The sequence below is a fragment of the Candidatus Magnetobacterium casense genome (assembly GCF_000714715.1).
Classification (GTDB): domain Bacteria; phylum Nitrospirota; class Thermodesulfovibrionia; order Thermodesulfovibrionales; family Magnetobacteriaceae; genus Magnetobacterium; species Magnetobacterium casense.
The window spans coordinates 103,674-116,578 of sequence record NZ_JMFO01000004.1; the positions used below are offsets into that span (position 1 = coordinate 103,674).

The following is a 12,905-nucleotide window of genomic DNA, read 5'->3' on the forward strand; positions in this document are numbered from 1 at the left end:
ATTAACTTTATACGTTAACACCGCTTTGATTCTTGTTTTTTATCAATGCGTCAAGTATTTCCTTGTCATAGGGATTGAGCATCGTGCCGGCATCCGAGACGATAATCTGTCCGTTTATAACGGCAGCCCTTTTGCTCAACAGGTAGACAATTACGTCTGCTATTTCGCTTGCCTCCAGGGCCTTTTTTCTGAAATTCGTCTTCTCCGAATAGATATAGTTGGAGACGAATCCCGGGATTCCGGCTGCCGATGTGGTTTTAAGGAATCCGGAGGCCACCACGTTGAATCTCACGTTTGAGAAGTTGCTGAAGGACTTTGCCAGATAGACAACGGACGACTCAAGCGCAGCCTTCACCGGTGCCATGTACCCATAGCACTCAACGGCAATCCGCGTAAAGGGCACGGAAAGCGTTACCACGGAGGCATCCGTAGCAAACAGACCCTTAAAGGTGTTGGCAAGATTGGTCAACGAAAAACACGATATATCAATGGCCTCCAGGAAGTCTGCCTTGTTCATTTCATGGAAAGAGACATAGTTGTCCGGGATATTAGCAAACGCTATTGAATGTAACATGCCATCTATTTTCTGATAGCGACCCGATATGTTTGTATACAGGTCCTCTATGGATTTTTGTTCTTTCACGTTACATGTGAATATCTCCTTGCCCGGGAAGAGTGCAGCCACCTTGGCCTTAATGTCCTCATCCCTGACAACAAATAGACACTCTGCACCCTCTTGTTGCAGGAGGGCCGCCGTATGGTAGGCAATGCTTTTCTTGTTACGCACACCAAATACAATGATTTTCTTATTCTCAAGTCCCAAAAAGTTCATATTTACGTATTCTCTCCCTTCTTTACCAGGGCGCAGGCAAAGTCCATCGACACCACCACCTTTGAATTAACAAATGCCTTGCCCTTGAGGTAATAAGCGCTTGATATCTTATCGGTAAGTTCTACGTGCATTTCGATAGTGGAATCAGGCAGCACCATGTTTTTAAACTTCACGTTGTTAATCTTTGAGACAACGGGGACATCACTCAGGAGGTCTTTGTTCTGGCAATGGGCGATGAGGATGGCGCCAGACTGCATCATAGCCTCACACATCAGTACCCCCGGCATTACGGGATAGCCGGGATAGTGGCCCTTGAAAAAGTATTCTCCGCTACCGATGTACTTTTTGGTTTTTATGCTTTTGTCGTCAATTTCAACGATCTCATCGACAAACAGGAACGGTTCTCTGTGCGGGATGTATGTCCTGACATCGTTCATGATATCTTGGGCATCAGGTAGTCCAGGGTATCCTTCATTGTCCGGAGGTGGCTGAAATCGGAGTCCGGTATATCGATCTTGTACTCCTTTGTCAGGGAGAGCACTATATCGAGGAAGTCCATAGAGTCCATCTCCACGCGGTTTACAAAGGGGACGTTATCATCTTCTATATCGGAGACATCCTCGCCGGGGAGGACCTCGCTGATAATCTTTACCAAGTTGCCTTTTACTTCTTCTCTTGTCATATCTACCTCTTCTGTCATTAATTTACCTCGTTTTGGGCTTAAGCACCATACTTCTTTACGATTACTGTGGAATTAATACCGAGCATTCCGAAGGCGTTGTTGAGTATGTACTCGATATTATCGACCTTCATTGGTTTATCCCTGACGATGTTTGTGATTTTGCATGCCGGGTCGAGGTTGTCCAGGTTCAGGGTGTGGTGTATCATGCCGTCGTCAAAGGACGGCAGTTCTCCGGCTAGTTCCAGTGCCCCTGCGGCACCCATTGTGTGGCCAATGAAGCTCTTGGTGTTGGTGATATGGACGTCCTTGTGCATACCGAAGACGTCGTCTATGGAAATCCCCTCCTGCACATCACCCAGTGGGGTGGAGGTGGCGTGTGTGTTTATTATGTCTATATCCTGGGGACGGATACCGGCCTTATAGAGTGCCAGTTGCATGCACTGTGCCTGTCGCACACAGTTTGGGGCGACATAGTCGGATGCGTCGGTATTTATGGCATATCCCACGACTTCGGCGTATATTTTGGCGTTTCTGTTGAGTGCGTCATCGAGTCGTTCGAGGATATAGATGCAGCCGCCTTCGGAGATGACAATGCCGTTTCGGTCTGCGTCAAAGGGTCTGCTTGCCTTTGCGGGGTCGGAGTGGTGGGCGAGGGCGCCGCCGTTTTTGAAGCTGGCTATTATCGGGAAGGCGTGTATTGTCTCCGACACTCCTCCGGCGATTGCGATATCGACCTCACCCAGTCTGAGCATCTGCAGGCCCTGGATTATCCCCATGTTGCCTGCGGCACAGGCGGCACCGATTGTATAGTGCGGCCCGGTTATTTTGAGGTTGAGGGCTATCTCGCCGGCGGGATTGTTCGATATCCCCTTGGGGTTGAAGTTGTGGGAGACGTACCGTGGGTTATAGTCAAACTCCTTGATGGCAAAGCATTCCACGACTGTTTCGGCGCACCCGTGTTCCGTGATGCCGACATAGATACCAATGCTGGATTTGTCGTACAGGCTGAGGTCGAGCCTGGAGTCTGTTATAGCCTCGTGGGTGCAATAGATACCGATTGAACCTGCCCTTGTGCCACGCCTGCGTTCCTTTTTGGACTGATACCGCGTGTCGTCATAAGTGCAGACCCCGGCCAATATCTCACCCATGATCTGGTCGTGAAAGACGGTAACGCCAGATTTACCTTCCAGGAGGCTTGCCCTGAACTCCGTGAGGTTGTTTCCGTTGGGGGCCGTCAGACCAACGCCCGTTATGACGATCCTCGCACTAGCTAAATTATCCATATATACCACTTCCCCTATCTCTTAATGTTTCTGCATCCACAGTGAATATATCAAAAAAAAGACAACACCGAACTTCAGAGCAAGTCATTTCCCTGCATCGGAAAGTCACTCTATATCCCCTTGGTCTGATCCCTCAAGCAAGGATATGTTCTTGATAATGCTCAATCTTATATACTAACTTACCTCTATAGAATTTTACACTTTTATCTTCAGCATAAAAAGAATATCATTAAAGACAAATCTTTGTCAACAATAAATTGCGGCAAGCACAGAGGCTGTGTTTCCGATGAGGGGCATTACATCGCAGAGATATGTTTTTTGCATATCACCAGTTACTTAACAAGCACGCCTGCGTATCCGACCACGTGGTTGTAGTCGCCGCTTGTCTCTGCGGAGGTTTCGTACTTAACCAGCTCTGCCCTTGTGGCCCCCAGCTCCATGCAGGCATAGAGCATGACCGTTACGGGCATGGCCCCACACATGCTGATGTTTTCGTCATGCACCACTTTGTACAGCCCCTCGGGGTCCATGGCGAGTATTTTTTCCATGGCGAGGTTGTCCTTGTAGCGGGCCTGTTCTTCGGTGACGTAGTGGCTCATGTCGGAGCTTGCCACGATGACAACGTCTGTTGCTATTTTTGCGGCTATTGCCATCCGTATCACCCGTGCTATGGTGATGCCTGCCTGGTTGCACTCCTGCAGGGTGGCATGCAGCATCGTAATTGGTACGATCCTGACGTCGGGGGATTGTGCGGTGGACAAGAAATGCGCAATAAACGGCAATTGCACCTCCAGGGAGTGCTCGTAGTAGTGTGCTATGGGGTCGTCCTTGAGAAACACGGAGTGCTCAAGGAGCATATCCGCAATGCCCTCATTTATGCTAAAGGTGTGTGCAGGTATCTCCCACTGCCCCCTCGACATCAGGGCAAACCGCTCCCCCATGCCGGTGTGATTAGGACCAATCAGGATGATGTTATCAGGCAACCTGACCCTGGAGTATGTCGCCCCGGCAACCCTGCCGGAATATATCAGACCGGCATGAGGACTCACAATGCCAAAGACCTTGTCCTTCTGCTCGTCGTCCCGTACAAAACCCTTCACCTGAAGCTGCAACTCTTCACTGATGCCCTTGTAGAAGTGCCCTGCCACTGCCGCCTGCCTTTTCATTGTCCAACCCTCCTTGTTATTAATTCCGTCCCCCCGGCCAGCACCCCGGGAGGTCTCTGCCAACCACACGGCAATGGCTCACGATGCCATGCCCAAACAGTCAGCTCTGGTTAGTGCTCAAAAACTGCTATCGTCTCCATTGCCGGAGTATCCCTCGTGGGAATCCGTATAGTCGGCAAAGCGGGTATAATCAGACATAAACGTCAGATTTACCTTTACCCCGGCCGGACCGTTTCGCTGCTTTGCAATGTGTATTTCGGCCTTGCCCTTTGACTCCTGATTGTCTCTATTATACACCTCGTCGCGGTATAAAAACAATATAACGTCGGCATCCTGCTCTATGGCGCCGGACTCTCTGAGGTCTGCCAGGGTTGGTATTGGTGGTCTTCGCTGTTCCACAAGCCTGTTTAACTGACTGAGGGCAATGACGGGGATATTCAGCTCCTTTGCCAGACCTTTGAGAGAGCGTGATATTTCGGAAATCTCCTGCTCCCTGCGTTCCGCCCCTGCCCTGCCGCGCACCAGTTGCAGGTAGTCAACGATCACCAGGCCCAGGTCTCGCTCCATCTTTAGCCTCCGAGCCTTTGACCTCATCTCCAGCACGCCGATATCGGAGGAGTCATCTATGAAGATAGGTGCCTCTGCCAGCCTGCCCGCCGCCGCTGTCAATACCGGCCACTCCTCACGGCGGAGAATCCCCTTCCTGACCCTGTTTGAGTCCACCATCGCCTCCGAACACAGCATCCTCAGCGCAAGCGAACGCTTGGACATCTCAAGGCTGAATATGGCAATAGGTCTCTTGGTGTGAACCCCCACGTACTGGGCAATGTTCAGACAAAATGCGGTCTTGCCCATCGACGGCCTGCCACCTATGATTATAAGGTCGCTGTCCTGAAACCCGGAGGTCAATTCGTCAAGGTCCTTAAAACCCGACGGAGTACCCGTTATTGATTCTTTTTTTGCATAAAGATGTTCTACGAGTTCGATACTCTCCTTTACGATAACATCAAGGGAGGTGAAGGACTGTCGCACACGCTTGTCTGCTATCTCAAAGATGGTCTTTTCGGCAATATCGACCATGTCATCGGCGTCCTGTCCCTGTTCGTATACCGTTGATATGATGGTGGTAGCGCCTTGGACGAGGCCACGCATAAGCGCCTTTTCCCGTATGATCTTGCTGTGAAATGCCACGTTGGCCGAGGTGGCAACTGCGTTGACCAAGGTCGAAAGATAGGCCAGTCCACCTATTTTGTCGATATCACCCGTTTTTTTCAGATGGTCTGTCAAGGTGACAAGGTCAATAGGCTCGTGTTTGTCTAGTATGGCAAGCATAGCCCTGAAGACACGCTTGTGTGAGTCCTTGTAGAAGTCCTCATCGGATATCACCTCGATAGCCTTATAGATGGCCTCCTGCTCCAGGAGTATTGCCCCCAGGACGGCTTGTTCGGCCTCTATGTTCTGCGGGGGTATCCTGTCAAACGCCGTGTCATCTGCCATAGATACACCACGCGATATCCGCTGTTACCCCAATCATAAATGCTCCATAACGATTCATTCGGCTCTGCCGGTGACACACTACCCTATTCAGCCGTAACCTCAACCTTAAGGTCAGCCGAAACCTCCGGATGAATCCTGACCTTGACCACGTGCTCACCAATACGTTTTATCGGGCTGTCCAGGTGTATCTTCCTCTTGTCAACCGTAAAACCTACCCCCACAAGGGCCTCCGATATGTCCTTGCTGGTAATCGAACCAAAGAGCTTACCCTCTTCACCGGCCTTGGCCGTAAGCGTGATGGTTACGGATGACAGTCTGGTGGCCAGGTCACCTGCCGTTGTCTTGAGCTTTTTGATTCTTTCTTCGATATTGCGGCTTTCGTGCCTGAGGGCCTTCAAATTGCGTTCGCTTGCCTCCACTGCCAGGTTTCTTGGCAAGAGATAGTTCCTTGCATAGCCGTTGGCTACATTTACAATTGACCCCATATTGCCCAGGTTGGCAATATCGTCTTTTAAGATCACCTTCATCTGTCGTACTCCTTCCTGAAATTTTGTAGTCCTGATAGTATAGCATAAAAAACCATACTATGTGACAGGACTATCGCATCAGAGAATTTTTCTTTCCCTTGCCGTGTTCGTAGATACGCCAGTTGCTTGGCATGCCCTGGGCCGCGTAGCCTCAGGAGTTGATTGTCGTACCGTCCATGAACCAGTGAAAATAAAAAAATGCCGGGGGTGTTAATGTTGCTGAAGGTACGTTAAAGGAAAGAGAGCAAGAATGGCTCCAGAACTGAGATATTCCTGTCTATCAGGCAACAGGTAATCTCTCCTGAGCACTAAAAAAAGACCCCTTGTGTACATTCTTTACGATCATCGCAGAATCGCATTTAAACCTGTAGCTGCGGCAGACGTTGTTCAGCGGCAAGCTCAAGCGTTACCCTGCAGGTACAATCTCAACTGGGCTACCGACGTGGACCTCTTGATAAGCGCCCTGAATTCATCAAGTTTATCGACCTTATCAATGCCCCTGAGCATATCCATAAGCTCCAGTCCCTCCGGACCATACTTGATTTCAAGCATCCCTTCTATCCCTTCCAGTTTGCCTTTGAGTTCGCCTTTGAGTTCGCCCTTTGTAAATATATCCTTAAAAAACTCGTATTCATCCAAATCAATTGTTATCGGCATGTTCAGTACCTCCTGTTTTACCTTGGCGGCCAAATTTCTTAATCCGGCAAGATATAGAAATTCCTTATATAATTCTCCCTTTTTCTGGGTTGTAACCGATAGAGTTTGGCAAGAATCCTCTTTATCATAACATCGGCATCGTCGAACCTGCACAGAATAGCCAATATAATATCATCAGGGTCATCACTGTCAATGAGTTGGTTGCCATCAAGAGTACGGGCGTCTATCAATTCGTAGGAATACTTTATTCGCTTAAACTCCATGCTGCTCTTCATGTTTAGCGGCTTATTACCGATATACAAGACAACCTGTAACGGTAACTTCTTGTACTGGTTGTATATGAACCCGGAATAGAGATACATACGCCCCAACATATCACTATCGTTTGACGATTGCATCTCAATGTGGGCTATATTGCCATCCGGCAGCTCAATCAGGATATCGACCTCCCTGATCTGAATATCGGGGAACTGGATATCTATGAATTTGCCCGTATCATACCCCGTCAGCAGCTTCAGAAACCTCCGCGGCGCATCTTTAACAATATCCTTCAATACTATATCATACTTCTGGTGCATGACTATTATGATAATACCAAAGGAGTGTTCCTGTCAACAGTTAATTTTTGCACATCAGATAAAGATGTCAACACAGCCATAAAAGGGGTTAAGGGGACTGGTCCCCTTGCAGGAGGGGTCTGAGGGGAGGGCGGAGGGGGTGAGGCACCCCTGCCGTAAACCGCTCCCCTTCTTTCTCTTTCTCTTTGTTAGTAGATACTCCAGTCGTTTGGCACGCCGTGATCGGCATAACCTCCGGAGTTAATCGTCGTGCCGTCCATAAACCAGATGTAGACATCGCCAGTTGAGCCATCCTGCCAAAGCATGTCGTTCATGCCATCGCCGTTGTAATCTCCGACCGACTTCACGGCCCAGGTATCACCGCTGGAACCACGCACTGACACACCCGCTGACTGATCGGCACCGCCCTTGGGCCTGACGAAATCACCGCCCTTGATCTTTATGCCGTCCATCAACCAGACGTATATCTTGCCGGTATCGATATCCTGGAGATGTACATCGCTCTTGCCGTCGCCATCGTAGTCGGCAATTGACCTGATCTGCCATTGATGTGGTATCCCCTTGGCCACAAAACCGCTGCTTCCCTGTATCTTGACACCGTCCATGAGCCAGGCATAGACGTCACCGATGTCCTTGCTCTGCCAGAGGATATCGGTTTTGCCGTCGCCATTGAAATCGCCAACGCCCCTGACCTCCCAGTCGGCGGGAACGCCCTTGACTATGAAGTCCCTGGACTTTATCTTGACGCCATCGAGGAGCCAGACAACAACATCGTTGGTGCTTGTGTTTTGCCAGAGGACGTCGTTTCTGCAATCGCCGTTAAAGTCACCGATTGCCTTTATCTGCCACTCCGAGGTCATGCTACGGTAGACGTAGTCCCCGCTGTTTGGTTTTGTGCCGTCCATGAGCCAGACATAGACGTCGCCGGTGTCCGTGTTCTGCCAGATGATATCGGCCTTGCCGTCGCCATCGAAATCATCCGACGCTATGACCTTCCAGTTCTTTGGCACCCCGTTGGCAGCGAAGGCCGCGGACTTCTTTGCAGCACCGTTCATCAGCCAGATTGCCACGTCGCCGTTATTTGAGTTCTGCCATAGGACGTCGCTCTTGCCGTCGCCGTCAAAGTCCTTCTTTGTCTTCTTGCATACACCGTTGAACTCAGCGGTGATGCCCTTTGATGCCGTCATATTTACCGTACACTGATTGCCGATGGTTACGTCGCATCCCGTCCAGCCGTTAAACATTGAGGCGTTGTCCGCCACCGCAGTGACTATCACCTGTGTGTTAAGCGCATACAGCGCCGTGCCAGTGTTGCCACTCCAGTTGAGGCTGCCCGTTGACGTTGTTATAGTGCCGTCACCGGTGCCCTGTTTTGTGATTGTCAGCGTTACCGGGGTTGGTGTTGGCGTAGGAGTTGCTGTTGCCGTCGGAGTTGGAGTCGGTGTTACAGTCGGTGTAGGTGTTGGGGTTGCCGACGGAGTAGGTGTCGGCGTTGCTGTAGCCGTTGGTGTGGGAGTGGGCGTTGCCGTTGGAGTAGGTGTTGGTGTAGGAGTTACCGTGGGTGTGGAAGTCGGTGTCGCTGTGGGTGTAGGAGTTGGCGTTGGCGTCGGTGTAGACGTAGGTGTCGGGGTGGGCGTAGGTGTTGGTGAAACATCCCAATAGCCCGTATCCCACGTCATGCCGTCCCACGTGCTAACTGCCCATACTGATGACGCTAGCAGCAGACCTATCATTAGTGTTAAGACAATTCTTCTCATCCTGTCGTCTCACTTCTCTGATAAATTTCTGTTGAAAGTCTTAACCTCATCAGTCAACTTTTCAATAATCTTCTGCTGAGATTTTATTGTATCATTCATTTGGGCAATGTATACATGGGCTTTTTCTAACTCTTCAAGAATACCACGCACATGAACACCGTATTCTACAATGTCTTGTCCCATTTCATCCTTTTTAGCTTTTGGAATGGCCTTTAAGTGCTTTTCCTCAAACATGAATTTCTTATGCTCTTCTATTGTTTCTAATTTGTAAACAGGTTCGAAAACGTAATCTGCGTGTAACTGTGAGCCGCGTTGATATATTGAACCGTTAACATCAAGCGTGCCTGCAGGTCTAACCGTTATATCTGAAGGATTTATAAGCACCTTGCTACCTATAAGCACATCACCTGTCGCTTGTGAATTTGGATTATCCCCAGCGATACGAAAATTGCCTTGCCACGTATCTACCATCCAATTTTGATAACCACTTGAACCAGAAAATATTACTTGTCCCCCTTCACCCTCATTATTCTGAGATCCGAATCTCACAACGTGCTTACCATTCTGTGGCCATCCTGACGTAGGACCTCCACCTACAACCGCCATGATTTCTAAATTATTGTTTGTATCTATAATTTGAAATTCAGTACTTGGACTACTTGTTCCAATCCCAACATTCCCACCGTTGTAATACAAACTACCCCCCGACTTATCCCAGCACCGCTCCCCCAGGTAGGTAAAGTTTGCGTTGACCTCACTGGACTTGGCGACCGTCCCCGACGTGAACACGTTTGGCACCGAACCTGCGTATGCCGACAACGTCAGAAACAGCAACGCAACAATCGCTACGTTAACCCCAACTACTTTCTTTAAACCTGTGTTACTAAACCTCATCTTAGTACCTCCGAACTGTGTTTAATTTGCACGCAAAATGCGTGAGTGCCCTTTGATTGCTACTTCGTTGATGAAAAAGGCCGGACAATATACAACAATGACGTTGATAAGTGGTAGTCCAATTAAACGCAAAAATACCGTGGAAAAGAAAAAATCTGGGGGTGTTAATGTTGCTGAAGGTGCGTTAATGGATAGATAGAGAGAGAGCAAGACTTGCGCCAAAACTGGAATATCCCGGCATATCAGGCTGAAAATAATCTCTCAACCGCATAAAAAAACCTCCTTCTTCACATTCTTTACTGACATCATCATACCGCAAGTATATAACGAGTGTTTCAGAAAAGTCAAGAGCACGGACAGGCCCCATATCCGGACTAAACATCATAACAACCCTCCTTTCCTGTACCATGTCATATATAATCCGTGGAGGGCCTTTCCAGAACAACGCGGATATAAGGACATTGGTATCCAGAACTATCCTTTTCAGCAAAGACCTCTTGACTCATGTATGATTTTCTCTATATCGGAATCGGTTAGATTTTCAAATCCCTTATCAATGGCAAGCTCTTGGGCGTAGCTATATATTTCCGTAATGGTTTCTATTGACCTTTCAAACTCTTCAACTGTCATATCGCTAACCTTCATAACACGTGTCCTCCTTATAGTCTGGACTATATTTAGAGTCGCATTTAAACCTATAACTGCGGCAGACGTTGTTCAACGGCAAGCTCAAGCGTTACCCTGCAGGTACAATCTCAACTGGGCTACTGACGTGGACCTCTTGATAAGCGCCCTGAATTCATCAAGTCTATCGACCTTATCAATGCCCCTGAGCATATCCATAAGCTCCAGTCCCTCCGGACCATACTTGATTTCAAGCATCCCTTCTATCCCTTCCAGTTTGCCTTTGAGTTCACCTTTGAGTTCGCCTTCCTGTCTGCCTTTGAGTTCGCCTTCCTGTCTGCCTTTGAGTTCACCTTCCTGTCTGCCTTTGAGTTCACCCTTTGTAAATATATCCTTAAAGAACTCGTATTCATCCAAATCAATTGTTATCGGCATGTTCAGTACCTCCTGTTTTACCTTGGCGGCCAGATTTCTTAATCCGGCAAGATATAGAAATTTCCTTATATAATTCTCCCTTTTTCTGGGTTGTAACCGATAGAGTTTGGCAAGAATCCTCTTTATCATAACATCGGCATCGTCGAACCTGCACAGAATAGCCAATATAATATCATCAGGGTCATCACTGTCAATGAGTTGGTTGCCATCAAGAGTACGGGCGTCTATCAATTCGTAGGAATACTTTATTCGCTTAAACTTCATACTGCTTTTCATGTTTAACGGCTTATTACCGATATACAAGACAATCTGTAACGGTAACTTCTTGTACTGGTTGTATATGAACCCGGAGTAGAGATACATACGCCCCAACATATCGCTATCGTTTGACGATTGCATCTCAATGTGGGCTATATTGCTATCCGGCAGCTCAATCAAGATATCAACCTCCCTGATCTGAATATCCGGGAACTGGATATCTATGAATTTGCCCGTATCATACCCCGTCAGCAGCTTCAGAAACCTCCGCGGCGCATCTTTAACGATATCCTTTAATACTATATCATACTTCTGGTGCATAACTATTATGATAATACCACAGAAGTGTTCCTGTCAACAGTTAATATTTGCACATCAGAAAGTGACGTAGGGGGTGGATATCCCTGTCGAAAACCACCCCCTTCTTAACTTATATCTTGGAGACGATTACCGATCCCATGGACAGGGCAACCACTCTTTCGGCTACACTTCCCATCAGGAGCCTCTCTATACCGGTTCTTCCGTGCGACCCCATGATGGTTATATCGATGCCTGCCTCCATCGAGGCATTGACTATGGCCTTGTACGGCTCACCCACAAGGGGCAGCGTTTCGACCTTGACGCCTCTTTTTTCGGCGTTTTCCTTTACCTTTTCGAGGTTCCTCTGTGCCTCCGGCAGTTTGTCCTTTGAGGAGACGACGGATATTGCCAGGAAGTTCTTTACAAACGGACACCTGCTTGCCATGTTGATGGCCTCCTGCTCGGCCGCATCACTGTACTTGGAGCCGTCGGTTGCAAGCATGATGTTTTCGCCTTTTATTTCGGCATCCTTGGGCACCACGAGTATCTTGCACGGGGCATATGCAATGGTCTTGGCCGTCTGACTCCCAAGAACGAGCCTCTTCAGCCCCGTATTGCCCCTCCTGCCCATTACGATTACGTCGGCCTTCTGCCTAACGGCCTCCTCCACCACGCTCTCATAGGCCTGCACAGACCTGCGCACTATGATGTCACACTCCACATTCTCCTCCGAGGCCATACTGCGGATGTCGTCGAAGTGCTTCCTTGCGGCCAGCTCCAGTTGCTCTACGTAGCGATTTCCCTCGGTCTCAAACTCGGGATTGTACTCAAGCACCCTCAGCACCGTCAGGATGGTCTTGCACGCCCTTGCAAAGCTAATGGCCTCCTTGATCGCCCCCCGACTGAACTCCGAACCGTCCGTTGCCAGGAGGATCGATTTGAGGTCCCCCATCAGGTTCATCTTATACTTGTCATTGACCATTAGTGCCCTCCTGTTTTTAACAGTCCCGATGCCGCCAGCGCCAGGACCAGTACCTCAATCACTGCTATTACGCCATAAACGGTGTCCTTCTTTCTGAAAAGGATCGGTATTATCGCCAGAAAGCATATTATCGTAACTCCACCCAGGAAGGCAATTCCGGCAAAGTTGAGGAAATCCCCCTTACCAAGCAGGTGAAGCCATGCCCAACCCGGATGAATACCGGTCTTTTCAAGATACTCGTGGACGGACAACCCCCACAGTTTCGGCAGATCGTCCACTGGTACAAACGGAGAGAATACCCCCGTTATATAGATCATAAATGAAACAAACAACATCACTATCCCCAACTTCATTCCGATGTCGAGGAGTTTGGCATATGTCAGTTGTTCTTCGGTAGCAACCTGTTTTTTTTCCAATTTTCTAGTCCTCCTTA

The 12,905-nt window shown here is 48.8% G+C and carries 16 protein-coding genes; all 16 read right to left on the reverse strand.

Annotated elements, in window-relative coordinates; genetic code table 11:
* Positions 1-7 precede the first annotated feature (7 nt).
* Positions 8-832 (reverse strand): enoyl-ACP reductase FabI, encoded by an 825-nt coding sequence (locus tag Mcas_RS03380; protein WP_040334080.1) that lies wholly within the window; start codon positions 830-832, stop codon positions 8-10.
* A 2-nt stretch (positions 833-834) separates the two neighbouring features.
* Positions 835-1,269 (reverse strand): 3-hydroxyacyl-ACP dehydratase FabZ, encoded by a 435-nt coding sequence (gene fabZ, locus Mcas_RS03385; RefSeq protein WP_040334081.1) that lies wholly within the window; start codon positions 1,267-1,269, stop codon positions 835-837.
* The gene (locus Mcas_RS03390) at positions 1,266-1,514 is read right to left on the reverse strand and encodes an acyl carrier protein (RefSeq protein WP_040334082.1); all 249 of its coding nucleotides are present in this window, start codon (positions 1,512-1,514) and stop codon (positions 1,266-1,268) included. The genes fabZ and Mcas_RS03390 overlap by 4 nt, the downstream gene beginning before the upstream one ends.
* Before the next feature lie 38 nt (positions 1,515-1,552).
* On the reverse strand, positions 1,553-2,797 hold the full coding sequence (locus Mcas_RS03395) for a beta-ketoacyl-[acyl-carrier-protein] synthase family protein (RefSeq protein ID WP_040334083.1): 1,245 nt from the start codon (positions 2,795-2,797) through the stop codon (positions 1,553-1,555).
* 332 nt (positions 2,798-3,129) lie between these two features.
* Positions 3,130-3,963: an AmmeMemoRadiSam system protein B gene (gene amrB, locus Mcas_RS03400; RefSeq protein ID WP_040334084.1), complete on the reverse strand. Its 834-nt coding sequence runs from the start codon at positions 3,961-3,963 to the stop codon at positions 3,130-3,132.
* Positions 3,964-4,080: 117 nt separating this feature from the next.
* Positions 4,081-5,460, reverse strand: a complete 1,380-nt coding sequence (dnaB, locus tag Mcas_RS03405; RefSeq protein ID WP_040334085.1) for a replicative DNA helicase — start codon at positions 5,458-5,460, stop codon at positions 4,081-4,083.
* An 83-nt stretch (positions 5,461-5,543) separates the two neighbouring features.
* Positions 5,544-5,987: a 50S ribosomal protein L9 gene (gene rplI, locus Mcas_RS03410; RefSeq protein ID WP_040334086.1), complete on the reverse strand. Its 444-nt coding sequence runs from the start codon at positions 5,985-5,987 to the stop codon at positions 5,544-5,546.
* Between the two features lie 399 nt (positions 5,988-6,386).
* The gene (locus tag Mcas_RS03415) at positions 6,387-6,644 is read right to left on the reverse strand and encodes a hypothetical protein (RefSeq protein ID WP_156033070.1); all 258 of its coding nucleotides are present in this window, start codon (positions 6,642-6,644) and stop codon (positions 6,387-6,389) included.
* 38 nt (positions 6,645-6,682) lie between these two features.
* The gene (locus Mcas_RS03420) at positions 6,683-7,222 is read right to left on the reverse strand and encodes an RpnC/YadD family protein (RefSeq protein ID WP_040334088.1); all 540 of its coding nucleotides are present in this window, start codon (positions 7,220-7,222) and stop codon (positions 6,683-6,685) included.
* Between the two features lie 188 nt (positions 7,223-7,410).
* Positions 7,411-8,979 carry a VCBS repeat-containing protein gene (locus Mcas_RS03425; RefSeq protein ID WP_156033072.1) on the reverse strand — a complete coding sequence of 523 codons (1,569 nt, stop codon included), beginning with the start codon at positions 8,977-8,979 and terminating at the stop codon, positions 7,411-7,413.
* Positions 8,980-8,988: 9 nt separating this feature from the next.
* Complete coding sequence (locus Mcas_RS03435; RefSeq protein ID WP_040334091.1) at positions 8,989-9,873, reverse strand: hypothetical protein; 885 nt, start codon at positions 9,871-9,873, stop codon at positions 8,989-8,991.
* A gap of 184 nt (positions 9,874-10,057) precedes the next feature.
* On the reverse strand, positions 10,058-10,258 hold the full coding sequence (locus tag Mcas_RS03440; protein WP_156033074.1) for a hypothetical protein: 201 nt from the start codon (positions 10,256-10,258) through the stop codon (positions 10,058-10,060).
* Positions 10,259-10,356: 98 nt separating this feature from the next.
* Entirely contained in the window at positions 10,357-10,518 is a 162-nt protein-coding gene (locus Mcas_RS17990) for a hypothetical protein (protein WP_156033077.1), read from the reverse strand.
* A gap of 84 nt (positions 10,519-10,602) precedes the next feature.
* On the reverse strand, positions 10,603-11,511 hold the full coding sequence (locus Mcas_RS16170; RefSeq protein ID WP_052566812.1) for an RpnC/YadD family protein: 909 nt from the start codon (positions 11,509-11,511) through the stop codon (positions 10,603-10,605).
* 109 nt (positions 11,512-11,620) lie between these two features.
* Positions 11,621-12,472, reverse strand: a complete 852-nt coding sequence (locus tag Mcas_RS03445) for a universal stress protein (RefSeq protein ID WP_040334093.1) — start codon at positions 12,470-12,472, stop codon at positions 11,621-11,623.
* Entirely contained in the window at positions 12,472-12,888 is a 417-nt protein-coding gene (locus Mcas_RS03450; RefSeq protein ID WP_040334094.1) for a hypothetical protein, read from the reverse strand. Before Mcas_RS03450 ends, Mcas_RS03445 begins: the two co-directional genes overlap by 1 nt.
* Between the last annotated feature and the right edge of the window lie 17 nt (positions 12,889-12,905).

Excerpts from the sequence above, each read along its gene's own strand:
- Mcas_RS03380 (WP_040334080.1), bottom strand. The coding sequence starts at position 832 with ATGAACTTTTTGGGACTTGAGAATAAGAAAATCATTGTATTTGGTGTG.
- fabZ (WP_040334081.1), bottom strand. The coding sequence starts at position 1,269 with ATGAACGATGTCAGGACATACATCCCGCACAGAGAACCGTTCCTGTTT.
- Mcas_RS03390 (WP_040334082.1), bottom strand. The coding sequence starts at position 1,514 with ATGACAAGAGAAGAAGTAAAAGGCAACTTGGTAAAGATTATCAGCGAG.
- Mcas_RS03395 (WP_040334083.1), bottom strand. The coding sequence starts at position 2,797 with ATGGATAATTTAGCTAGTGCGAGGATCGTCATAACGGGCGTTGGTCTG.
- amrB (WP_040334084.1), bottom strand. The coding sequence starts at position 3,963 with ATGAAAAGGCAGGCGGCAGTGGCAGGGCACTTCTACAAGGGCATCAGT.
- dnaB (WP_040334085.1), bottom strand. The coding sequence starts at position 5,460 with ATGGCAGATGACACGGCGTTTGACAGGATACCCCCGCAGAACATAGAG.
- rplI (WP_040334086.1), bottom strand. The coding sequence starts at position 5,987 with ATGAAGGTGATCTTAAAAGACGATATTGCCAACCTGGGCAATATGGGG.
- Mcas_RS03415 (WP_156033070.1), bottom strand. The coding sequence starts at position 6,644 with ATGCCGATAACAATTGATTTGGATGAATACGAGTTTTTTAAGGATATA.
- Mcas_RS03420 (WP_040334088.1), bottom strand. The coding sequence starts at position 7,222 with ATGCACCAGAAGTATGATATAGTATTGAAGGATATTGTTAAAGATGCG.
- Mcas_RS03425 (WP_156033072.1), bottom strand. The coding sequence starts at position 8,979 with ATGAGAAGAATTGTCTTAACACTAATGATAGGTCTGCTGCTAGCGTCA.
- Mcas_RS03435 (WP_040334091.1), bottom strand. The coding sequence starts at position 9,873 with ATGAGGTTTAGTAACACAGGTTTAAAGAAAGTAGTTGGGGTTAACGTA.
- Mcas_RS03440 (WP_156033074.1), bottom strand. The coding sequence starts at position 10,258 with ATGATGTTTAGTCCGGATATGGGGCCTGTCCGTGCTCTTGACTTTTCT.
- Mcas_RS17990 (WP_156033077.1), bottom strand. The coding sequence starts at position 10,518 with ATGAAGGTTAGCGATATGACAGTTGAAGAGTTTGAAAGGTCAATAGAA.
- Mcas_RS16170 (WP_052566812.1), bottom strand. The coding sequence starts at position 11,511 with ATGCACCAGAAGTATGATATAGTATTAAAGGATATCGTTAAAGATGCG.
- Mcas_RS03445 (WP_040334093.1), bottom strand. The coding sequence starts at position 12,472 with ATGGTCAATGACAAGTATAAGATGAACCTGATGGGGGACCTCAAATCG.